This is a genomic window from Saprospiraceae bacterium (assembly GCA_016719615.1).
Lineage (GTDB): Bacteria > Bacteroidota > Bacteroidia > Chitinophagales > Saprospiraceae > Vicinibacter.
In genome coordinates, this window is record JADJYQ010000001.1 from 193,098 (window position 1) to 217,500 (window position 24,403).

The 24,403-nt window shown below is 38.0% G+C and carries 17 protein-coding genes (1 of these 17 running past the window's edge); 8 read left to right on the forward strand and 9 right to left on the reverse strand.

Features of this window, described 5'->3' with window-relative positions; all coding sequences use genetic code 11:
• Window positions 1-348 precede the first annotated feature (348 nt).
• Window positions 349-3,624 (forward strand): T9SS type A sorting domain-containing protein, encoded by a 3,276-nt coding sequence (locus tag IPM92_00820; protein ID MBK9106944.1) that lies wholly within the window; start codon window positions 349-351, stop codon window positions 3,622-3,624.
• 76 nt (window positions 3,625-3,700) lie between these two features.
• Complete coding sequence (locus tag IPM92_00825; protein MBK9106945.1) at window positions 3,701-5,200, forward strand: T9SS type A sorting domain-containing protein; 1,500 nt, start codon at window positions 3,701-3,703, stop codon at window positions 5,198-5,200.
• A gap of 310 nt (window positions 5,201-5,510) precedes the next feature.
• Here IPM92_00825 and IPM92_00830 read toward each other — a convergent pair whose 3' ends face one another.
• From IPM92_00830 to IPM92_00840, 3 genes are all read right to left on the reverse strand, one after another.
• Window positions 5,511-6,590, reverse strand: coding sequence for a 2Fe-2S iron-sulfur cluster binding domain-containing protein (locus IPM92_00830; protein MBK9106946.1), 1,080 nt, complete (start codon window positions 6,588-6,590; stop codon window positions 5,511-5,513).
• A gap of 76 nt (window positions 6,591-6,666) precedes the next feature.
• Window positions 6,667-7,014: a large conductance mechanosensitive channel protein MscL gene (mscL, locus tag IPM92_00835; GenBank protein MBK9106947.1), complete on the reverse strand. Its 348-nt coding sequence runs from the start codon at window positions 7,012-7,014 to the stop codon at window positions 6,667-6,669.
• Between the two features lie 53 nt (window positions 7,015-7,067).
• A complete protein-coding gene (locus tag IPM92_00840) occupies window positions 7,068-9,347 on the reverse strand; it encodes an aconitate hydratase (GenBank protein MBK9106948.1) in 2,280 nt (759 codons plus the stop codon).
• A gap of 165 nt (window positions 9,348-9,512) precedes the next feature.
• Here IPM92_00840 and IPM92_00845 point away from each other — a divergent pair, with 165 nt between their 5' ends.
• Together IPM92_00845 and IPM92_00850 are read left to right on the forward strand one after the other, a co-directional pair.
• Entirely contained in the window at window positions 9,513-10,028 is a 516-nt protein-coding gene (locus IPM92_00845; protein MBK9106949.1) for a hypothetical protein, read from the forward strand.
• Between the two features lie 306 nt (window positions 10,029-10,334).
• Window positions 10,335-10,799: a hypothetical protein gene (locus IPM92_00850; GenBank protein ID MBK9106950.1), complete on the forward strand. Its 465-nt coding sequence runs from the start codon at window positions 10,335-10,337 to the stop codon at window positions 10,797-10,799.
• 665 nt (window positions 10,800-11,464) lie between these two features.
• Here the strand turns inward: IPM92_00850 and IPM92_00855 are convergent.
• The 6 genes from IPM92_00855 to IPM92_00880 all read right to left on the reverse strand — a co-directional run bounded on the left by IPM92_00855 (window position 11,465) and on the right by IPM92_00880 (window position 18,464).
• Window positions 11,465-12,232 carry an rRNA pseudouridine synthase gene (locus IPM92_00855; GenBank protein ID MBK9106951.1) on the reverse strand — a complete coding sequence of 256 codons (768 nt, stop codon included), beginning with the start codon at window positions 12,230-12,232 and terminating at the stop codon, window positions 11,465-11,467.
• A complete protein-coding gene (gene dnaB, locus IPM92_00860; protein ID MBK9106952.1) occupies window positions 12,207-13,712 on the reverse strand; it encodes a replicative DNA helicase in 1,506 nt (501 codons plus the stop codon). Before dnaB ends, IPM92_00855 begins: the two co-directional genes overlap by 26 nt.
• Before the next feature lie 359 nt (window positions 13,713-14,071).
• Complete coding sequence (locus IPM92_00865) at window positions 14,072-14,737, reverse strand: hypothetical protein (GenBank protein ID MBK9106953.1); 666 nt, start codon at window positions 14,735-14,737, stop codon at window positions 14,072-14,074.
• Window positions 14,738-14,807: 70 nt separating this feature from the next.
• Window positions 14,808-15,521, reverse strand: a complete 714-nt coding sequence (locus IPM92_00870) for a glycosyltransferase family 2 protein (protein ID MBK9106954.1) — start codon at window positions 15,519-15,521, stop codon at window positions 14,808-14,810.
• A gap of 173 nt (window positions 15,522-15,694) precedes the next feature.
• A complete protein-coding gene (locus tag IPM92_00875) occupies window positions 15,695-16,561 on the reverse strand; it encodes a hypothetical protein (protein MBK9106955.1) in 867 nt (288 codons plus the stop codon).
• Window positions 16,562-16,805: 244 nt separating this feature from the next.
• A complete protein-coding gene (locus IPM92_00880; protein ID MBK9106956.1) occupies window positions 16,806-18,464 on the reverse strand; it encodes an AMP-binding protein in 1,659 nt (552 codons plus the stop codon).
• Window positions 18,465-18,920: 456 nt separating this feature from the next.
• Here IPM92_00880 and rpsA point away from each other — a divergent pair, with 456 nt between their 5' ends.
• The 4 genes from rpsA to IPM92_00900 form a co-directional block, all read left to right on the forward strand.
• Window positions 18,921-21,281, forward strand: coding sequence for a 30S ribosomal protein S1 (gene rpsA, locus IPM92_00885; protein MBK9106957.1), 2,361 nt, complete (start codon window positions 18,921-18,923; stop codon window positions 21,279-21,281).
• A 112-nt stretch (window positions 21,282-21,393) separates the two neighbouring features.
• Window positions 21,394-22,869 (forward strand): phytoene desaturase, encoded by a 1,476-nt coding sequence (gene crtI / locus IPM92_00890; GenBank protein MBK9106958.1) that lies wholly within the window; start codon window positions 21,394-21,396, stop codon window positions 22,867-22,869.
• A complete protein-coding gene (locus tag IPM92_00895) occupies window positions 22,866-23,708 on the forward strand; it encodes a phytoene/squalene synthase family protein (protein ID MBK9106959.1) in 843 nt (280 codons plus the stop codon). The genes crtI and IPM92_00895 overlap by 4 nt, the downstream gene beginning before the upstream one ends.
• Before the next feature lie 17 nt (window positions 23,709-23,725).
• Window positions 23,726-24,403: the 5' portion of a lycopene cyclase domain-containing protein gene (locus IPM92_00900; GenBank protein ID MBK9106960.1), read on the forward strand. The gene runs 126 nt beyond the window's last position; the window shows 678 of its 804 coding nt (coding positions 1-678); it begins with the start codon at window positions 23,726-23,728; its stop codon lies off the right edge, out of view.

Consider the following 24,403-nt stretch of genomic DNA (forward strand, 5'->3'; position numbering starts at 1 on the left):
CTTTAAGTTGTATTAAAAATATTCCACATTTTATTTGGATTCCTGGTATTCTTGTAATATATTAGCAATGCGAATTGCAAAGAGTGGAGGTAATTGTTTTCTCAAAAACTTAATTTTGATTTTTTAACCTCTAATTTTAATATATGAAAACCTTTTTTAATTTTTTGAAAATGGGGGGGGGGCAGAATAATATTTTGTTTTGTTATTGCGATTAATGTCTCAGAATTAAGCTCCAATCCGATAATTTTATCTACAACCGTGTGTTCTCGTTTTCTCAAAGACATTTTTGAATTATCCTACTGGGATTCAAAAAGCTTGAGTCATTATTGTCAAGATCAAGTAAAACATTTGAATAATAATATCGCTTTAGACAATATTGACACAACTATTAAAGATATTGATGTTTGCAGGAACATTTGTTATCCTTTTAAATTGAATGTTGAAGAGGGTAAAAACAAGAAAGATTCTTTTTACAAAGGCAAAAAGGAGTTAATCGTTTTAACTTCCCAGGAAACAAAGCTTACCCAAAGAAATTCCGGCAATAATTATAGTTTGAATGCTTGTATTAGTATCAATGAGGGTTCTCAAAATTCTAATGGAAATTATTTTAGAGTAGGTTGTGATAAAGGAGTGCTTAGTGTACCATTTTTTGTAAGTACTACTTCAAATTGTAAAACTGCTACACTGGAAATTGTCATCGAAGTTTATAAGAAATTTTATAAATTAATTGAGCCCAAATTAAAAGTGCTTGTTGATGCAGGTACTCCAGAAGAGCATATTGAATATTTCCCAATATCATTGACAGAAACGGAGACAACCATGATGTACATTTATGAAGGAATAATACCTTCTTACTGGGACCAGGACAATGATAAAATTGAGGCCCTTGAATGCGGAATTGATTTTATTTCAAGAACTTCTGCAAACTTTCAATATTCTACTATATATACATACGATAAAAATAACACAAGTAATGACAGATACGATCAGTATACTAATGTCAAAGGATACCGGGTTTCAGCTAGTTTAACCGATTTATATATTGAAAATGCAAATGTACCTCGAGACGAAATGAATGCCGAAGGATATTATGTAGATGGTGAGATGTATTTGGACGATGATTATGGTTTTCAAAACACTGATGTACTTGTTAGTCCAGGCGGGAAAATAATTGTCGATGATATTTCATCTTCAAAACGGATAAACAATGTTGTAATCCATGGCTGTTCTCATATGTGGAAAGGCATTGAAGTAAAACCTGGAACTCATCTATTTATTGATATGTATGATTCGAACGGAAATCCAGGTATTTGTGAAATCAGAGATGCTGAAATTGGTATAAATTCGCTGTCAAAATCATCTGTTTTTCTTGATGGGATTGTGCTCCATAATAATGTGATACATATTACATCCGATGATTCGTATAGTTATATAGCTGGTTCGGGTTTAACTTCCGAAGAAACCAATTGGCTACCTTATTATTCTGGCCAACAGTTAGTAAAAATTGGGACTTATACAAATATTGGGATAAAATTAAGTAATAATGCATCTGCAGAATTAACATATAGTGGTCTCAGAAAAGCACATACAGGCATTTATGCGGAGAGCAACGCCGGTATATATTTGCAAGGTGCAGAAATAGAAACCATACCAAGATTGCAAAATCAAGGTTCAATTGATTATACCGGAGTGGCTGTATATAGTACTGGTACTGGAAGCAGGGCAATATATGGTTTCGCAGACAATTCTATTTATAATTGTGATATTGGAATTAAGAGTATAAGGAATCAGGTAGAATTTATGAATTCCAATATTTATCAATGTCGCAAAGGAATCGAAATAACGAATTCAAATAGAAGCCATTTTATTTACCAAAACACAATAACGGCCAACCAAATCGGAATAGAAATAGTTGGTAATTATAATCAAAATTTTAGAATAGAAGATAATACCATAACTATAGATCCACCTTTGGGCTCAAACTTTAAACTAGACTTAGCAGGAATTAAACTTGCTGATTGCCAAAGCAAAAGTTGTGAAATTAAGTACAATCAAATTTGGGTAAACGGACTGGCGAAACATGGAATTCTATTAAAAAATAATTCCGGAGGTCTAATAGATCACAATGATATTTATTTGATAGGTTCAAATAAGAAGGGTATAGATTTAACACCACAATCCTTTTCTACATCGGGAGTATTTAATAGAATATTTTGCAATGATGTTGTAGGGACTTTACTCTCCGATCAAATTTCTTACCATTCAACGCTGACTGGACCTTATTTACGGTGTAATACAAGTCAATTTGCTGATAAAGGGTTTTTCTTCTCATTGCCTTGCATGGGGTCCCTATTTTTTGGAAATAACATGGATGGAGGAGTTGGCTTATACATCGACAATGGGTCCATCATAGGAGTAAAATCTCATCAGGGCAATTGCTGGGATCTTCCGGATGCATACAACCCGAGCAATGCTTTTAATGCGAATACAAATGTTCCACTAATAATGGCATCCCAATTTATAGTTGATCCAATTGAAAGAACTTGTTTTTTGCCAAGTTGGTCTGCCAATGGGCAAGGAGATTGGTTTGTCCCATTGGCAAATGCTGGCAATGCACCAACTTGCCCCGGTCAGTGCGGCAGTTCCAGTCAAGAACTCCCACCGTTGGTCTGCGATTTTGGGCAATTTGAATTAATATTAGATTCGGTATTTATGGGAGAAGACTTCGGGGAAGCACTCCAATGGCAAGCTGAAGCGCAATCATATGCAATTCTAAATTCATTTGACAGCTGCGGAAATTGGCATTCGAACATTGTGGATTTTTATAATTTAAAAACTCCCAGTGAAATTGGACAATTGTACAGGGTTGAAGAAAGATTTACAAATCAGGGATTAGAAGCAATTTTCACACCTTTGACTGCCTTAGAAGGCTTAAGTAATCAAATTGATTCATTATCAGCGCAAATTTCAACTTTACTAGAAGAGGGAAATGCGGATAGCTTGATAACTCTCTTGCAAAATCAGATTGATACATTGCAGATGGAAGCAAATGACATTGCTTCGACGATAGACTCTATTTTGATTGCCGGGGTCGATTCAACGATTATCCTAAATGAATTGGTTGTTCCAAGCACGATTAGCGGTGCACGTCTGAAAGCGATTAATGAAGTGTATCTTCAATATTTTAGAGATCATGATAAAGAAATAATAGTAGAGAACATTTTAGTTTTAGATTCTATTGCTAACTTATGCATTAAGGAAGGGGGCTATGCTACTTTGCGGGCAAGATTTTTAATTGACCTTGTTCGTGAAGAACCTGAATACGACGATGATATTTCATGTAATTTGCCAGAACCATTGATCTTGAGTAACAAAACAGTAAAATCAGATGAGCGATTTATCATTTATCCAAACCCATCAAGTGGGGTGTTTTGTGTGAAAAACGCTGAGCAGACAGAAATATCAAATGTAATTGTTTTAGATATGCATGGACGAGTGTATAATTCGCTTTTTGATCATCATAATCTCGAGGTGAATGTATCATTATTACCTGGTTGCTATTTTGTAAAATTACTATTTGGAGATGGCAGTGTTTCTACTAAAAAGTTGATAATTAATAAATAAGCTTCCTATGGCCAACTCATCAATCACAATTTGGAATAGGTTCGTTATTCTATTCTCTTTCATAAATGTGTGTATTTTGTCTGGATGTTTTACTCAGCAATTGCATGATCAAAATTGGGTTTTCAGATCTTACTATGGAGATGCCATGATCCTTAATTTTGGTCGGGATTCACTCCGCTTAAGTATTCAAGATGCCAATGCTGGAATTACATCAACCAATACCAGTATTAGTGATGAAAATGGAAATTTACTTTTTTATTCTAATGGCTGTAAAATATTTAATTCAAAACATCAGGTTATAAAAGATGGTGACAAACTCAATACAGGATCATTAAGAAATGATGATTGTAGTAATAGAGGTGGCTATAATGCCGGTCATCAAACCATGATCAGTATTCCTAATCCTGGAAATCCAGATCAGTATTACATATTTCATGTAAGTACTGTTTGGGTTTATGAGCCAAGACTTGATATACGTACCAAATACTTATACTATACAGTGGTAGATTTCAGCCATCCTGCTGGCTTTGTACCAAGAAGTTTAAAGCCAGACACCAACAATAATGTTTATTTAAAAAATGTCCCATTACTTGAAGATACCAGTGTTCAAACAGGAGAAATGACTGCTATAAAGCATGCCAATAACCGGTATTGGTGGGTATTTAATACGAAGTATAATAGCAATACATATATTCGCTTTTTGGTAACTGATAATGAAGTTTTAGGGCCATATTATCAGACCATTGGCGATAGTTTTAATACTAATGGTGTACTTAGGGGAAATACCTGTTTTTCACCAAACGGAAAGAAATTTGTTCGGTACAATACAATAGATGGTTTATATGTGTACGACATTGACAGGGAGACGGGATTGCTTTCTAATTTTAAAAATGTTGTATTAAACGAGCCGGTAGGCGTTGGTGGGGTTGCTGTGTCTCCAAATTCAAGATTTGTATATGCCAGTTCGTATAAGAAATTATTTCAATTTGATTTGGAAGCAACCGATTTTGAAGGCTCGAAAGTATTGATCGATACTTTCAATTGGGTAGGTAGTCCATTCCCCCCATTTTTTAATTTTTTTTGCATGACCCAACTGGGTCCGGATTGCAGGATTTACATTACGAGTTATAATGGCACAGATCGGCTGAGTGTGATAAAATATCCTGACCTTCCAGGGAAAGCATGTAATCTTGTACAGCAAGGTCTGGCTTTACCCAGCACTCATGGAGCCAGCCTGCCTCATTTTCCAAATTATCGTCTAGGGACAGGTCTTATGTGCGATAGTTCAATAAAGTTTGTTACAAAAATTGAGATCCCAGTAAATTCTGTCTTCACAAAATTGTATCCCAATCCATTTCACGATCAGATTCAACTGGAAATTGAACTGGTGAATCAGGCAAATGTTCATTTTGTGCTCTACGATATGAATTTAGTGGAAGTTTTTAAAGAGAACTTAAACTTCTCTCAGACAGATTATTTGTTTAATTTATCAAATTTGCCTTCCGGTTTGTATACATATTTTATTTATTCAAATGAAGGAGTATTGGCTAAAGGAAAGCTAGTTAAATTTGAATAGAGGATGCCATAGTCTTTATGTGTATTATTGTTAAAAATGCATAGAAATAGAGATTAGTGGAATAGATGCAGGTTGATGATGGATTGAATGTAAAGCTTACGTGCTAAAGTTGATACAGCCTGATAAACATAACTTACGAACGTTAGTTTATAGCTTAAACTTGTAAACGCTCCTCTTTCCTTTACCCTTTCAAACTTATACCTTTAGCCTCTCTTCATCAGCATCAGAATTTACAGAATTAAAGAATTTGCGGAATAGGATGAGTTTTAACAGAAACTCACTTTAGCCTTTACCCTTCAGCCTAGATCTTTCAATACTTAATCTCCAATTCCTCTGAAGTTGGTCTCGACTGACAGGTCAAAATATAACCTGCAGCAATTTCATCCTGTTCAAGGGCCAGCGCTACATCCATGTGGACGGAGCCTTTAATGATTTTGGCCATACAGGTGGAGCAAGCCCCACTGCAACAGGAGTAGGGTGGATCGAAACCGGCATCCATCAGGCTGTCAAGAATTTTTTTGTTGCCGGGTATCTGAAGTTGATGCTGCTGGCCGTTGAGATGGAAGGTGATGTTTGCGGATGAAACGAATGCAGCTTTTGAATCACCTGCGGTAGTGGCCGGTGTGCTGAAATATTCAGCATGTATGGTTTTTGGATCGTTACCTAATGCGGTTAATTCTTTTTTTACATCTTCAATCATATTGCCGGGGCCACAGATGTAGAAACTCTTTTCTTTGGTCCTGGATGGATATTTTTCACAAAATGTGTTTATGAGTTTTTTATTGATCCTCCCTTTCCATCCGGTCCAATGGTCTTTCGAAGATGAGAAAAATGGAAGCAATCCTTTGCCGCTTTGAGAAAGCGTGAACTCAGCAAAAAACTGACCCTCGTATTTTGTTTGCAGTGATTTTAACTTTTCGTAAAAAATAATATTATCTTCTTTTCTATTTCCATATAAAAGATGCACAGTTGATTTGGGTTCGTGTTCAAGTAGTGAACGGATCATCGAAAGGACAGGAGTAATACCGCTTCCGGCTGCAAAGAAGTAATAAGAATGCGATTTTTCAGGATCGGGCGTAATCGTAAAATGTCCTTCGGGCTTAGAGATTTCGAGGACACTGCCTTTATCAATTTTTTCAACGAGGTGATTAGATACCAATCCCTTTTTAACCTGTTTAACGGTGATTCTCAATTGCGGTTCATGCGGGATAGATGAAATAGAATAAGATCTTCTGACTTCCTTATTATTGATATTCAGTTTTAAAGTCAGATGTTGGCCTGGAATAAAGTGATCAAAAATTTCTTTTAATGCTTCTGTTTCGAAACCTATACTTATGGCATCAGGTGTTTCCTTTATGACTTCTGCAACATTGACTTTATAAAATTCCATCGTTTGTTTTTTTAGGAGCCCGGATACTTCTGCGTATAGGTAGAAGTATCCGGATCGCCTTCGTTATTTTTAAGCATTAACCGGCTGGAGCGGTATTTTCTTTTTTAAGTTTATGGACTGATTTTAGGATCAAAAACATGACAAAGGCAATGATCAGAAAATTGATAAAGGTCGAAATGAATTTGCCGTAATAAATAGATGATTCCGGTGTGGTGACCGCACCCGTTGCATCTTTTACTTCGGGTGCCAGTAAAATTTTGGCAGCGTTCAAATCACCAATCTGAAAAATATTTCCAACAACGGGCATGACGATGCCGTCTACAAATGCAGCTGTAACTGCACCAAAACCGGTAGCCATGATCAGGCCAACTGCAATTTCAACGAGGTTTCCCTGAATTGCAAATTCTTTAAATTCTTTAAACATAATTATTTCATTTAGAGATGAACAATGGTATAAACAAACTTAACATCGCTAAATTAAACAGATTGCAGTTCTTTCCTGATTTTATTTAAGGCCGAACCTTCGCGAATCCAATTGATTTGTTGCTCGTTATAGGTATGATTAACTTCAAAGGAATCTGTAGTTCCGTCGGCATGATTCAGTTTAATAGTTAATGGATTGCCCGGTTTCATTTCATCAAAACCTACGAGATCGATGAGATCGTCCTGCCGTATTTTATCATAGTCTGCCGGATTTGCAAATGTCAAAGCTAGCATTCCCTGTTTTTTCAAATTGGTTTCGTGGATACGAGCAAAGGATTTGACGATCACTGCTTTTACGCCGAGATACCGCGGCTCCATTGCTGCATGCTCTCTTGAAGAACCTTCACCGTAATTTTCTTCCCCGAAAACTACAGTAGAGATACCCTTGGCTTTGTATAACCTCGCAGAATCAGGAACTGCCATGTATTCACCGTTCACGAAATTAATAACCTTATTGGCTTCGTCATTGTATGCATTGATCGCACCGATTAAACAATTGTTGGAAATATTTTCGAGATGTCCTCTGAACTCCAGCCAGGGACCTGCCATGGATATATGATCCGTGGTACATTTTCCTTTGGCCTTGATCAGCAATCGCATGGAAGCAAGCTCATTAGAACTTATAGGGACGAAAGGTGCCAATAATTGTAAGCGTTTGCTTTCGGGATTGACGATGATATTCACTTCTGCTCCGTCTGTTGCCGGTGCTTGAAAACCAGCATCCTTGACATCAAATCCGGCAGGTGGTAATTCTACTCCAGTTGGCGGATCGAGTCTGACTTGTTCCCCATTTTTATTGGTCAAGGTGTCCGTCATCGGATTGAAACAAAGGTCACCTGCAATCGCCAAAGCGGTAACTATTTCGGGGGAAGCCACAAACGCATGTGTGCTCGTGAGTCCGTCATTTCTTTTGGTAAAATTCCTATTGAACGATGTGAGGATAGAGTTTTTTCTATTTGGATCGTCGATATGCCTTTTCCATTGTCCGATGCATGGCCCGCAGGCATTGGCTAATACAACTCCACCCATTTTCTCAAAATCTGACAGAAGTCCATCGCGTTCAACCGTATAGCGAATTTGTTCAGAGCCTGGTGTGACTGTAAATTCAGCATTCACTTTTAAGTTTTTGGCTACAGCTTGTCTGGCCAGTGAAGCAGCGCGGGAAAGGTCTTCGTAAGAAGAGTTAGTACAAGATCCAATGAGTCCGACTTCTAATTTTTGGGGATAATTGTTGTCTCTAACGGCCTGGGCAAATTTTGACAAGGGCCAGGCAAGGTCTGGGGTATAAGGTCCGTTGATATGGGGTTCCAGCGTGGTGAGGTCTATTTCGATGACCTGGTCAAAATATTTTTCGGGTTCGTGGTAACATTCAAAATCTCCGGTGAGATCCGGTGCAATCGCATCGCAAAGTTCAGCGACTTCTGCCCTACCGGTGGCTTTAAAATAACGGCTCATCGATTCATCATAACCAAATGTGGAGGTAGTAGCACCAATCTCAGCACCCATGTTACAAATAGTACCTTTTCCGGTACAGGACAGCGATTGGGCGCCTTCTCCAAAATATTCGACGATGGCACCCGTACCGCCTTTTACGGTAAGTATGCCGGCAACTTTGAGGATTACATCCTTTGAAGAAGTCCAACCGGAAAGTTTTCCTTTAAGATGTACGCCAATGATTTTGGGCATTTTTAATTCCCAGGCCATGCCGGACATCACATCAACTGCATCTGCGCCGCCAACACCTATTGCGATCATTCCGAGACCACCGGCATTTGGTGTATGTGAATCCGTACCAATCATCATTCCACCCGGAAATGCATAATTTTCAAGTACAATCTGATGGATGATCCCGGCGCCGGGTTTCCAAAAACCAATGCCGTATTTGTTAGATATGGATTTTAAAAAATCAAAAACTTCTTCATTGTCTTTCAGTGAGGCCTTCATATCTTGCTGTGCTCCATGTTCCGCCAGGATCAAATGGTCACAATGAACTGTTGTTGGTACTGCTGTCTTTTGCTTTCCACAGGTCATAAATTGAAGCAAGGCCATTTGAGCAGTAGCGTCTTGCATAGCTACCCTATCAGGGGCAAAAAACACGTAATCTTTGCCTTTTTGGTAGTCTCTGAGCGGAGAATCAGGGTGTAAATGACTAAATAATATTTTTTCAGTCAGTGTCAGTGGCCGACCTAAACTTTTGCGGACCTGCGCAACCCGATTTGAGAAACTGGAATAATGCTTGCGGAGCATATCAATATCGAATGGTAAATTGCTCATGTCGTATAGATTTTAAAGCTATTTTGAAATTTGCCGCAATGATAGCGGATTCCAAAGAAAGAACAAAGTAGTCAGGCGTATGTTCCTGTATTTCACATAGGAATTGATGCTTTCTTGTTTATAATTTGTGAATAGTATTTTGCGTTATGAACCTTATTCTTTGGTATGCATAAATGTTTAATCCTGCTGGTATTCGGTTTTATGGGTTTGTCCTGTTCCAAACAAGAAGTAGGAGACTTTAAACTGGAATATCGGATGCGGATCGAATTAGATGCTGCTGCAAATCCCTTGCTCACTCATGTTTACGAACAAAGGCTACCCACAGCCTGGGTAGCTTTTTTACTGGGAAATAATTTGGGCAATGAAAATATCCGCCTGATCCGTCCACGAGAGGTGTTGATCAGTCCGGTATTGGACAATGAAATCAGTTATAAACTGGTATCAGAAGCCCATGTAAGTTTATATGATCCTTCTGATCCAGGCAATAAATTGTACATCGGCGATATCTACGATAATATTGATGACAGAGAGCAATTGTTTCTGCTTCCGGGATTGTCAGATGTTAAGGAATTGATCATGCTACCCGAGTTTGTTTTACAATTGGAATTGAATATTCGGGCGGTGCCGGGAAGAGTGTCGGAGCATTTTGTGGTGGTGCAATTTGATGTGTTTTTAAAGTAGGGGAAAAGCTTAAAGCCAAAATCCGTAAGTGGAAATATTTGGTTTATGGTCTAATCATGGATGATCATTATAAAATTTCAATCCATGACTGTTTGGGGACATCATATACTAACGTATGTTAGTTGAAATAAATTTAAGCTGTTTAAAATTATTATTTAGACTATTAATTTTGCACATAATCCATAATCATTGCTCTGTGCTCCAAAATCTGGTCTCCTTTTGTCCTTTCACCTTTAGCCTATTCCCCAATATACTTATGCGTTTAATTTGATTAAAATGCGTATGTTTGAGTATAAATTTATGATGATGAAAAAGAAATTTATTTATCTTTTTGCGCTCGTATTTACTTTGAATATGGGCTATTCCCAAAGCAACCAATCTGTGTATGCTGAGTTATTGGGCAACGGACTGATTTTCAGCTTTAACTACGATACGCGTTTTACAGCTAAACCTACGGGAATTGGGGGCCGCGCAGGATTGGGTTACATCGGAAAAGGAGATAATGGGGCAGTACTGATACCCTTCCAGCTCAACTGGCTGTTAGGAAAAAATGGCAAATATTTTGAATTGGGCTTGGGTGCAACTTATGTTGGCGGAACTGAAGAATTTTTTGAAGAAGATATCGATCATTTTGTAGGCACGATGACTTTCGGTTATCGCAGGCAACCTGAAGATGGGGGGTTTATGTGGAAAGCAGCGATTACACCAGTACTGGCAGATGGATTTTTCTGGCCTTATTATGTAGGTTTTAGTTTGGGTTACGCATTTTAAGGAATAAGTTTTGATGGTTTGAAACATCCCGGAGCAAGCTGGATGTTTGGCGATTTGTCAGGCAGGTAGGAAGAAGTCTGCTTGACTATTTGACTGCTTGGAAGAATTCTGTTAGTCTGCTTGTCTGCTTGTCTGATAGTCTGTTAGGCTTTTTCAAACTGAGAACTAAAAACTGCAAACTTCTTATTACTGATTTGTAGGTTGCTAGTTTAACTAACAAGTGTTTGTTCAATGGACTACAGCTAATTTTAGATTATTATTCTTTCTTTGTTTCGAGCCTTTTACAGCGATTTATTGCAAATTATAGATCAAAATATTGGAGTCATAAATTTTTATGGAATTTCGAAATCCCAAAAGCATACTTTTCCATTAAACCGGAAATTCTTTTTAATTTCTTAGATCATGGTCAGTTTTACCATTTTCACTTAATTCCAATTCTGCAAATTCTTTAAATCAGGAAATTCTGCTTCCAAACATTAGCTTAAAGGCATTATTTAACAAAAGTCTATCTACTGCATTATTAGCTCCTTCCGAAATTATCATCAACTATTGATGGAATAATTTCTTCATATCAGGAATCTTTGCTCCAAACTCTTTGCTCCATTCTCCATAATCCATACTCCTCCCGATATTTTCTTTTCAACTTTGGACTTTAGCCTTCTTTCCTAATAATATTTCAAATGAATGATCTCCTGCTCTGTCAAAGATCTGTATCGTCCACGGGGTAGGTTTTTCTTAGTGAGCCCGGCGAATAAGACCCTGTCTAGTTTTTCAACTTCGTAACCGAGATGTTCGAAAATGCGGCGTACGATCCGGTTTTTTCCACTGTGGATCTGGATACCGATTTCGTCTCGTTTTTCATTGGCGTAATCAATACTGTCAACTTCTGCTATGCCATCTTCGAGTTTAACACCATTTGCAATCGTTTCAAAATCGCGTTTGGTCAGGTGTTTGTTGAGTTTGGCGTGGTAGAGTTTTTTGATTTTATAAGATGGGTGCGATAATTTTTGAGCCAGATCTCCATCGTTGGTCAAAACCAGCAAACCCGTAGTATTGCGGTCGAGTCTTCCAACAGGATATACCCGCTCATTGATTTCAGATTTGATGAGATCGTAAACCGTTTTTCTGCCGCGTTCATCATTGAGGGTCGTGATTACATTTTTTGGTTTATTCAGCAGAAGATAAATTTTATTGCTTTCGGTTTTGAGAAGTTTTCCCTGATATTTTACTTTATCCGTGGGTTGGACGATATATGCCGGATTGTCTTCGACTTTATCGTTTATTTGGATATGCCCGCTTTTAACCAATGCAGCTGCCTCCCTTCTCGAACAAATTCCGCAATGGGCAATGAATTTATTTAAACGAAAATTGGATACGGGCTCTTGCGGTAATTTTTCTGGTTTCTTTTTAGAATGGCGTGGGTTCTTCATCATTCATTGCTGATTGTTTAATGATCACATTTGGAGTTGCAGATGACATGTGGCTAAATGGATCAAATGTATTGTCGGCCGGAACAAATTTAGCATACTTATCGATGAAACGCATATTTACAGTTCCGGTTGCACCGTTACGATGTTTTGCGATGATCAATTCTGTGCTTCCTTTGGGCATATCATAATTGCTTTCTAGGTCGTAATAATCAGGGCGGTAAATGAACATGACCATATCCGCATCTTGTTCAATCGCACCGGATTCTCTCAGGTTTGATAACTGTGGGCGTTTGTTTTCTTTGGTTTGTGTTTCAGCTGCTCGGTTTAACTGCGAAAGTGCGATAACTGGTATGTTGATTTCCTTAGCCAAACTTTTTAATGCTCTGGAAATGGTTGAAATTTCTTGTTCACGGCTTCCTTTTTTATCTGCCCCACCTATGGTCATTAATTGTAAATAATCTATGATGACCAGCCCTATCTTATATTGTTGATGTAAACGGCGGCATTTTGCACGTAATTCAAATACGTTCAATGATGGTGTATCATCTATAAAAATTGGTGCTTCTCCGAGTTTGGTAATCGCATGATTGAGTTTGGTCCAGTCATCTTCATCTAATTTTCCATTTCTCATTTTCCCACCCTCAATTTCAGATTCCATCGACAAAAGCCTGTTGACCAATTCGATATTGTTCATCTCAAGGGAAAACAGGGCTACGGGTACATTGTGATCCATAGCTGCATTTCTGCCCATGGATAAAGTAAAAGCGGTTTTTCCCATACCTGGTCTGGCTGCCACGATAATTAGATTCGACCTTTGCCATCCGGAAGTAATTTTGTCGAGTTCCGGAAAACCACTGGCAACTCCGGATATTCCGGATTCATGGTGGATCATGTTTTCAAGCCTGTGTTTGGCCATGCGAACCAGGGAACCCACAGATTCATAACCTCTCCTGAGATATTTATCCGTAATATCGTAGAGTCCTTGCTCCGCGGCATCCAAAAGGTCAAATACGTCCTTGCTGTCTTCAAATGAATCCTGGATAATACCCGTAGAAATCCGTATGAGTTCGCGTTGCACAAATTTTTGTGCCACAATTCGGGCGTGATATTCAAGATTTGCAGACGAGGCAACTTTATTGGCCAATTCGAGGATGTAGGAAAGACCACCGACCTCCTCAAGTTGATTGGTTTTATGAAGGATTTCCCTAACCGTAAGCGTATCGATGGGTTGACTCGACTGAAAAAGTTTTACCATAGCCTGGTAGATCTTTTGATGGGCCGGCTTATAAAAACTTTCAGGTTGCAGAATATCCAATACTATGGATATAGCATCTTTATCAAGCATGATGGCTCCCAGAACGGTTTCTTCGAGTTCATTTGCCTGAGGCTGAATGCGTTCATAAGCAATTGGACTATGCTCCGGATTTTTATATCGCAAGCCTCCTTGGCTAATTTTTAAACTGTCTTTCAGGGATTCGGCCATTAATGAGAAATATGTTTTGTGATGAATAGTGACTACAAAGATTAGAATTCATCAAATCATAAAAAAGTTCAATATGATGTATGGAATGTTCATAAACAGATAAATATATGTTAAAAAAATGTTGAAAACTTCCAATGAACAAGCCAACTACAAATATACATATTAAATAAAAAATTAATATGATTATTTTATGTAAGCTAAGGGTTTGCCAATCAAATTTTTAGGAGTTTAAAGAAATATTATCGCCGGGAGCTAGAGGGGCGATTATTTTTACAGGAATACCTGAAAATCTGAAAAACAGGGAATTTCAGAAATCTTATATGTGAAAAAGTATTTATAAATAAATTTTATAATGTGTCTTATGGGAGCTTTCCAATAGCCTGAAGTTTCTTTTGCACGCTTTCGAGAGCTTTTGTCTGAGTTTCGATCTGAGCTTTTGCAGCTTCCTGATCTTTATTATTTTGAATAATTTCCTCTTCCCGCTTTTTGATTTTTGCCTTGGCCTCTTCAATGTCTTTGTGATAATCTGTATTGTCACTAACCAGATCTTTCAATTTTTTATTTAGTTTTTTAAGCTTATCAGATTCTTTTTCCAACATTTCGCGGGTCAATTCCCTTTGCGTTTCGTAGGAAAATTCTTGGACAAAATCTTTGGCTTTTACATACAAATCCGAATGTTCTCTGGAGTTGAGAAATGCTGTTTTTAAATCAAAAAACATAGTGGCTCTATAATCAGTAATTTGGACATATAGGTCCATAGGTCCGCCGCTATTGAGCATTGGAACAGTGGCAGCTACAATAAAATGTTCTCCTGCCTTTTTATTCTTTTTCAGTTTGCCGCAATCTTTAAGATATTTTTTCAGGACGTCTTCAATAAAATCTTCTTTAGCTTCCGGGATTACGACAGTTAATCCATTTTGCACTCCGAGACTCATGGATTGTTTGGATTCTTCAACTTGTGCGGACACAGTTTGCATAAAAGCTGTCAAAAAGAAAAGGAATAATAATACGAATAGGTTTTTCATGCTTGTATTTATTGTAAAGACAATTAAGTTGGCATAAAGATTCAATTGACTATCGAAATTAACAATAATTTCAGCTTACAAAGCGATATTTCAGAATACAATAAATGGCTCTGATGCCATCTTTCCAGTTTATTTTTTTTCCTTCGGCATAGGTTCTGCCATAATAGGAAATTCCAACTTCAAATATGCGGAGTCCTTTTATCCGCGAAATTTTTGCGGTCACTTCCGGTTCAAAGCCGAATCGACGTTCGACCAGATCCAGGGACTTGATGACATCGGATTTGAAAAGCTTATAACACGTTTCCATATCTGTCAGATTCAGATTGGTAAAAACATTTGATAAAAAGCTCAGGAATTTATTGCCAATCGAATGCCAAAAAAATAATATTCTATGTGGTTTACCGCCGATAAAACGCGATCCATAAACTACATCTGCTTTATTTTCTAATATAGGTTGAAGCAACAAAGGATATTCACGGGGATCATATTCGAGGTCTGCATCCTGAATGAGGATCAGATCGCCTTTTGCTTCTTTAATCCCAGTATGAAGGGCTGCCCCTTTTCCTTTGTTGATTTCGTGTTTGCGGTAAACATAATTTCTGCCGGGATGCGCTGCAATGTATTGCAATAGACGAACTTCAGTTTGGTCTGTGGAACAATCGTTGACCAGTAAAATTTCCATTTTCAGGTCACCGGGCAATTGTACTTCTGCAATGGCATCGAGAATGAGATGTATTGTTCTTTCCTCGTTGTAAACAGGTATGACGACAGATAAGGTTTGCAAATTTTATATTCTATTTATGTGCAACTCGAATTCAGAATATCCAAATTTTTATAAACCGCTTTGACTTAATGAATTATTCTAATTTCAAAAGAAATGCTTACTGGATTTACAGTTGTTTCATTAATCCAAACTTAGATTTTTATGGCTTGTTTTCAATGATTCTAAAAGAGATATTATCTCTTAAATGTTATCTCGTAATTATCCAAATTATCATTAGCGGTAGAAGTCAAATTATCAATATTGACTGCAAAATAACTCGTACCGTTTTTCACAACAAAAAAATCACCTTTCGCAAGAACCTTGGTATCAATTGAGCCTACATCATTGGAACCCTTGTCGAACAAATAAATGATATCCTCCTGGTAGTTGATTTCTGAAAAACTTAAGCCGGAGCCTGGGTTTTTAATGATGGAACCTTGTAGGGGTGTGAATTTTTTAACCCAATTAAAATTAGATTGAGGATCAACGACTCCAAAATCCCTAATGTGAGCATTGGGATCGTTGCCTGAAACCACTTTTGCATTATACAAATCCAGCCCTCCATGTCTGTTTCCTGAATAATTATAAACGATCAGTCCACTAGCTCTTATAGTGGCAGGAGTTGCCGTAAAAATAACTGAGATACTACTTACGATAAGGCTGTCTTTATCGTCTGCAATTGTAAATTCGTATACAATAGTATCCGGTTCTGTGGAAGGAAGAAACTCATAAGTATTGGTGATGCCATCCTTATCGGCACCCAGCAGTAAAGCAGGATTAGCTGGTGCACCCGTACCATTTACTGAAAAAGATAAGGGTGGCATCTGGACACCATCAACTTTTACCAAAATGTATTTTAAAGCTTGACTTCCTTTAACGGCTGTCAAACTCATTTTAATAGGTGTATAAATAGGCACTGAAATATCGCTGCTGATGAGACCAGTTCCGCTGGCAAAATTAATTCCCGGGTTGACATGAATCGGATCGTCCTCACTACAAGAACTGAAAGTAAAAAGGACTCCTAAAATTAGCAGGTAAGCAGCACTAGAAATTCGATTCATGATGATTTGGTTTTTTAATGTTAAAGAATGATTTAGCCCTTATAGGATTGCAAATAAAAGCAAAAAGCAGTACATTTAAAAGAAAAATAAAATAGATTTGACATTTGGGAATTTCCGGGGCAAGGCTATTTTAATCTCATAAGCTGTGGATATTTATCAAATAACTTTTCCAGGTTTCTATTTGAAGACCCATTATGAACTTCATTTCTGTGTTATGAGAACTAATCTTTTGAAAAACAAGCGATCAATTCCTGAGTTCACGCCTTAAAACTTTTCCAACATTTGTTTTGGGAAGCGCATCCTTGAATTCATAAAATTTTGGCAATTTATATCCGGTGAGATTTTCCTTACAATATGATTTCAATTCACTTTCAGTAAGATCTGATTCGCGTTTGACAACAAAGGCTTTAACAGCTTCACCGCAACGTTCATCGGGAATCCCCACTACTGCTACTTCAAGAACTTTAGGATGTCTTGAAATGACTTCTTCAATTTCGTTTGGATAGACATTAAATCCGGATACATTGATCATATCTTTTTTGCGATCAACAACGAAGAAAAACCCATCTGTATCCATATAACCAATATCTCCCGTGTATAACCATCCATCTTTGACGGTTTTATCAGTTTCGTCTTGACGGTTGAAGTACCCCAACATGATTTGTGGGCCTTTCACCAGAATTTCTCCAATCTCATTTGGTCCGCAGCTCCTGCCTGATTCATCTATAATTTTAACTTCTGTAGATGGAACGGGTAAGCCAACACTTCCGTTTTTTCCTTTGCCGTCAATGGGGTTTAAACTGACCACTGGGGAAGCTTCCGTAAGGCCATATCCTTCTGTGAGGTAACACCCGGTAATGGCCTTCCATTTCTCTGCAACGGCTGATTGCAAAGCCATACCACCAGCTACCGTGACTTTTAAAGATTTGAAATCTGAATTGAGGAAGTCTCCGTCCTGCAGCATCGCATTATAAAGGGTATTCACTCCTGTCATCAGGCTTATCGGAGCAGATTTAAATGCTTTTACTACAGATTTTATATCTCTTGGGTTGATGACTAATACTGTATTTGCACCGATCGAAATCATTGCCATGATATTTACAGCAAAAGCAAAAATATGATACATGGGAAGCGGCGATAAAGTGGTTTCTTCCCGTTCTTTCAAATAATAGCAAATCACGGCTTTGATTTGTTCGATGTTGGCAAGCAAATTAGCGTGGCTCAACATGGCCGCTTTACTGATGCCCGTGGTGCCGCCCGTATATTGTAAAAGTGCAAGCTCATTGGATTGCACTGAAAAACTTCGGACAGCTTGTTTGGATCCCTGGCGCAATGCTATCGAAAAGCTTACTGTATTTGATAAATTGAACTTAGGGACCATCCGTTTGATATAGCGAATCGTAAAATCGACCAATGTTCCTTTGATACCGCCTAATAATTCGCCGATGCTGGTGAGAATTAGAATTTCAATTTTTGTTTTAGAGATGACTTTTTCTAAAGTATGGGCAAAATTTTCAGCGATAACAATGGCTTTCACACCTGAATTAGTCAGGATAAATTCCAATTCTCTTGGAGTATAAAGCGGATTCACATTGACGATGATTAAACCTGCACGCAAAGCCCCGATAATAGCAATGGGGTATTGCAGGAGATTAGGCATCATTAAAGCAATCCGGTCGCCCGGCTTCATACCTCTATATTGGAGATATGCTGCAAAAGCTGCGGATTGCTGGTTTAGCTCGCTATAAGTAATGGACTTGCCCATCAGCGTAAATGCTTTCAAAGGGGCAAATTTTTCCAGATTTACGTCAACAAACTCCTTTAAAGAAGGATACACAGCCGGATTTATATTGGCGGGAATCCCAGCGGGATAATTTTTCAACCAGGGTCGCTGTTCCGACATCATTCGATTTTTGTTGTGAAATTACACCATACCTTTCATTCAGGGTTAGACCTCTGGGCTTTTTATGCGAATTGGGTTTTAAATTTTAATGAGTTAAACCAAACTAAGCCCATAAATAATAATCCGGCTTCCGGAACGAACTCAGCTCCAAAAAAAAAGCAGCCAATGGGGCAGGATATCAACGGCATTCGAAATTAATTTAAATTTTAGACTTCTTCCAGTTTTGATTTTAATAGCTCGGTATTTACCTCCAATTCCAATCCAAATCCACTAAAATCAGCATATAACAAATATAAAATATTCATAATTGTCTTTTGATAACTTTCAAATCGGAAGGTTCGCTTTAAAACTGCCTGTTAATAATTGCTGTATGTTCATTTCAATAGCTTCAATTAGTCAATAAACTATACCTTTGCGCCGCTAAAAATTATTTATTAACCTTTAAAATATGCCAAAATGTTGGATGAAAAAAATTTAAATCCGGACGAAATCAAAGACGAGGATATCGAAGCGATGAGTCCAATCCAGGAAGAAAAAGAAGATCTTATTGAAGAAATTGTTGACCTGGAAGTTCTGGTAAACCCCGATGAAATAGTGGGTGCCCATGACGAATTCGATTGGATGATCGGTTCAAAAAACGCCCTGAATTATTCTGATGAACAACGTAGCAATTATACAAGAGACTATAATTCTACTTTTAATTCGATTATTGATGGCCAGGTCCTCATGGGCCGTGTTGCAGGAGTGACCGGAAACAGTGTGATTCTGGATATCAATTACAAATCTGATGGTTTGATCGCCAAGACTGAATTTCGCGATATGGAAATCAAATTAGGCGATTTGATTGAAGTTTATGTAGAGAAAACAGAAGACGAAAAAGGTCATTTGGTCCTGTCGAGAAAGAAAGCTAAATTATTGAGAGCCTGGGAAAACCTGGTGGATTCATATAAGAATGGTACAGTAATAAAAGGAACTGTTATCAGCAAAACCAAAGGTGGTTTGATCGTAGATTGTAATGGACTGGAAACTTTTTTACCCGGATCTCAAATCGATATCAAACCGATCACCGATTACGATTCATATGTAGGTAAATTAATGGAATTCAAAGTTGTAAAAATCAACGAAACCATTAAGAATGCGGTTGTTTCGCACAAAGCACTTATTGAAGGTGATCTTCAGGAACAACGCGAACAAATTATATCAACCCTTGAAAAAGGACAAGTATTGGAAGGAACTGTCAAAAACATTACCGATTTCGGTGCATTCCTCGATTTGGGTGGCGTTGATGGCTTGTTATACATTACGGATATTTCCTGGGGTAGGATTAACCACCCAATGGAAGTGTTGGAGAAAAATCAAAAGGTCAATGTGGTTGTTTTGGATTTTGATGAAAACAAAAAGCGAATTTCTCTTGGATTAAAACAATTGCAATCACATCCATGGGATGTCATGTCACAGGATATCACCGAAGGGTCAATTGTAAAAGGTAAAATCGTCAACATTGAAGATTACGGGGCATTTTTAGAAATTCAACCCGGAGTAGAAGGTCTGATACACGTTTCAGAAGTGAATTGGAATAGCCAACCGGTACATGCAAAAGACTTCTTCTTTTTAGGACAGGAACTCGAAGCAAAAGTGGTAACTGTGGATCGCGAAGAGCGCAAAATGTCTTTAAGTTTAAAACAACTTTCGGAAGACCCATGGACCAAAATCTACGAAAAATTCCCTCAGGGTTCAAGGCATTCAGGTATGGTCAAAAACCTTACCCCTTATGGTGTTTTTGTTGAGTTGACAGAAGGCATAGGAGGCATGGTTCATATTTCAGATTTATCATGGACCAAACGTTATAACCATCCTTCAGAATATACGAAAGTTGGAAACAGTCTGGAGGTTTTAATACTGGAAATTGATTCCGAAAACAGGAAATTATCACTGGGCCACAAGCAACTTGAAGAAAACCCATGGGATACTTTCGAAACTGTTTTCCCGGTAGGTTCTTATCACGAAGCCACCGTAATCCGTAAAGATGAAAGAGGTTATACGGTTCAATTGCCATATGGATTGGAAGCCTATTCTCCGGTAAAACATATGAAAAAGGAAGATAATTCTCAGGCAGGTGTGGATGAACATTTGACTGTAAAGGTTATCGAGTTTAACAGGGATGATAAAAAAATCATGGTTTCACACAGCCGTTATCTGGAAGATATCAAAAAGACAGCGGATGAAAATGTGAAAAAAGAAACTAAAGATCCGGAAGCACCAAAAGCCAAGAAAGCTCCGGAAAAACAACAATCAAAAATGGAAATTTCAACTTTAGGTGAGTTGGAAGGATTTGCTTCTTTAAAAGAACAATTGAGAGAAGTGCAGCCAAAGCCGCAAGCCTTTGTTCCTCCTGCAGAAGTTATCGAAACGCATGCAGTTGTTGAAGCTCCGGTCGTTGTCGAAACCGTGCCCGTGACGGAAACTATTGAAGTGAAGGCAAGTGAAATTACAGAGGAAGTGTCCCCAATTGAAGAAACTGTCGAGTCTGTAAAACCAGCCAAGAAGGCCAAAGCTGCAAAAGGCGATGATCTGAAAATCATCGAAGGCATTGGTCCAAAAATCGCCGAATTACTGGCAGCAGATGGCATTGACAGTTTTCAATCATTAGCCAATGCGAGCCAGGAACAACTCCACGCAGTGTTAGAAAAAGGAGGTTCCAGATATAAAATGCACGATCCGGGAACCTGGGCTCAGCAAGCAGCATTAGCAGCAGCGGAGGACTGGGATGCATTGAAAGCTCTTCAGGACAGCCTTAAAGGGGGCAAAGCAGAATAATTCATAGAAAAAATGCAAGTTTATAAGGGTCTGATTTTAATCAGGCCCTTTTTTGTTTAAATATTTATATCAAAAACTTAAACAAAAACTTATTTATGTGGTTTTTTGGGGTATGGCATCTAAAAAATCAGTCGCAATCATTGGAGCAGGGATCAGTGGGATGGCCGCCGCAATAGAGTTGGCAGATAAAGCATATAAGCCTATCGTCTATGAAAAAAACAATAGTTTTGGAGGCAGAGGCAGACAAATTGAGAAAGATGGATTTTTATTTGACCTTGGGCCAAGCTGGTATTGGATGCCGGATATTTTTGAAAAGTTTTTTAACGACTATGGCAAATCCAGCCGGGATTATTTTGAATTGCTTAGGCTGGATCCTTCTTTTAGGATTTTTCATAAAGAAGGAATCCTTGATGTACCTGCTGGTGTAGAAGCATGCATTGAGGTGTTTGAACATCGGGAAAAGGGAAGTGGAATCTTTCTTAGAAAATTTCTCAAAGAAGCTCAATATAAATATGAAACTGGTATGCGCGATTTTGTCCGCAAACCAAGTTTGAAGTGGTCGGAATATTTTGATTGGGATTTGTTGAAGGCTGCCTTGCGTTTGCAAATGTTTCAATCCTTGGAATCTGTAGTTTATAAAAACATTAAGGATGAGTTACTAAGACAGTGGTTGTGTTTTCCGGTTTTATTTTTGGGGGCAAAACCATCTCAGACGCCTGCCTTATATAGTTTGATGAATTATGCAGAAATGGAATTGGGGACCTGGTATCCAAAAGGAGGAATGATCAAATTATTTGAGGCTTTATATGCACTTGCCCTTGAAAAAGGGGTCAAATTTGAATTCATGGCCGATGTTCAAAAAATAGACTGTGATTCACATCATGTAAAAAGTATTTTGGTAAACAATCGGGAAGTTTTTGTCGACGCTGTTGTAGCCACTGCCGACTATCATCATGTCGACGAACACTTGTTAGCCCATGAGCACCGGCAATATTCAAAAAAATATTGGGAAAGCCGTGTGATGGCCCCCTCAGCAATGTTATATTATTTAGGAGTAGGAGAAACAATAGATGGATTGTTACACCATAACTTGTTTTTCGACACTGATTTTGAGCGCCATGCCGGAAGTATTTACGATCATCCCGAATGGCCTGAGGATCCCTTGTTTTATGTATGTGTACCATCAAAGACCGATTCATTGGTCGCACCAAAGGGGAAAGAAAATTTATTTATTCTGGTGCCTTTAGCAGCTGGAATTCAAGACCAACCAGAAGAGCGACAAAAATTGTTTGAAAAAGTGATTCGGCGATTGGAAAAAAAGACCGGCACTTCTATTGTCGATAAGATTTTGTTCAAAATGGAAATGGGACCTTCGGATTTTGTGGAGTTATACAATAGTTATAAAGGAAATGCATATGGTTTGGCAAATACGCTGATGCAAACAGCTGTTTTGAAGCCTAGACTCAAACATCATAAATTGACGAATTTATTCTTTGCCGGTCAGTTAACACATCCCGGACCCGGATTGCCACCATCTTTGATATCGGGGCAATTGAGTGCTACACTTTTACAAAAGTTAAAATTATGAGTAACTTTCAGACCTACCGGAATTTTTGTTTTGGAACCAGCCAACTTCTGACGAGATCATATAGTACATCCTTTTCGCTGGGTATAAGATTTCTAAAAAATGATTACAAAGAAGCTATCAACAGTATTTATGGTTTTGTCAGAATCGCGGATGAAATCGTGGATACCTTCAGTGAATGTGACAAGAAAGCAATACTTCAGAAATTCAAGGAGGATACTTATTTGGCTGTTACATGTAATATGAGCACCAATCCGGTATTACAGTCTTTTCAGGAAACCGTTAATAAATATGGCATTGATTTATTATTGGTAGAAGCTTTTTTTGAGAGCATGGAAATGGATTTGCTTAAAAAGGAATATACGCGTCAGGAATTGGATAGATACATTTATGGCTCAGCTGAAGTGGTAGGATTGATGTGTTTGTATGTTTTTGTCGAAGGGAAAGTGGAAGCGTATAAAGAGCTTGAGAAGCCAGCAAGAGCATTGGGGTCTGCTTTTCAAAAGATTAATTTTTTAAGGGATATCAAAAGCGATTTTGAAGAACGGGGACGAATATATTTTCCGGGAGTTCGCATGGATGCGTTTACTGACGCCATGAAAGATCAAATTCAAGATGAAATTATCGAAGAACTAAAGATAAGTGAAGAAGGCATCCGCAATTTGCCTGCCAGTGTGCGATTTGGAGTCTATCTTGCGCAACAGTATTTCAGGGCTCTGTTGCAAACGATTCAAAAAGCCCGGGCATCTGAAGTATTATTGAGGCGATTCAGGGTTTCAAATGGCCATAAGATATTGATGTTGGTCAAATATGGTATTAAATACAAATTGGGCTTCCTATAAATTCCAGTTTTCAGGGAATGCGTTTAAAATTGATCATAACATTGGGTTTAGGTTTCCTATTATTTTATGGGCCACTCGTTTGCTTCGATATTAAACAAGCTGAACAGATAAGGCAAGCAGGGCCATTGATATCTGTAAGTTTTCTGGAAAATAAAAACCTTTATTTGATTCATCATTTAATAGCAGGCCTGCCGGTTTTGTTTTTTGGAATCATTCTGAATTGGTTTCAGTATCGTCAGACATTTTGGAAGCAATATGTTAAACCCATGTTCATTTTGTCCACTTGTTTCATTTTGTGGGATTATTTTTTTACGAGCTGGGGTATTTGGGGTTTCAATCCGAAGTACTATTCGGGTATCCAATGGATAGGACTGCCAATTGAGGAATGGATCTGGTTTTGGATAATACCATTTTGCAGTTTGTTTATTTATGAGATTGTAAAAAGAAAAATTGATTGGAGTGGAAAGGTAGATGGGTACTTAAGTTGGATCATGTTGGCAGTTCTGACCTTGTTATATCTGCTCAATTTTGATCATTTATATAGTTCCTGGAGTTTGGCTGGGGCCATTTATGTTGTAAGTCTATCAATTCTATGGCGATGGAAAGGGATCGCCGTATTTATGGTGTCATTTTTATGGAATTTAATTCCGATGTATCTGTTCAATGGGATGTTGACAGGATTATTCACTGAAGAA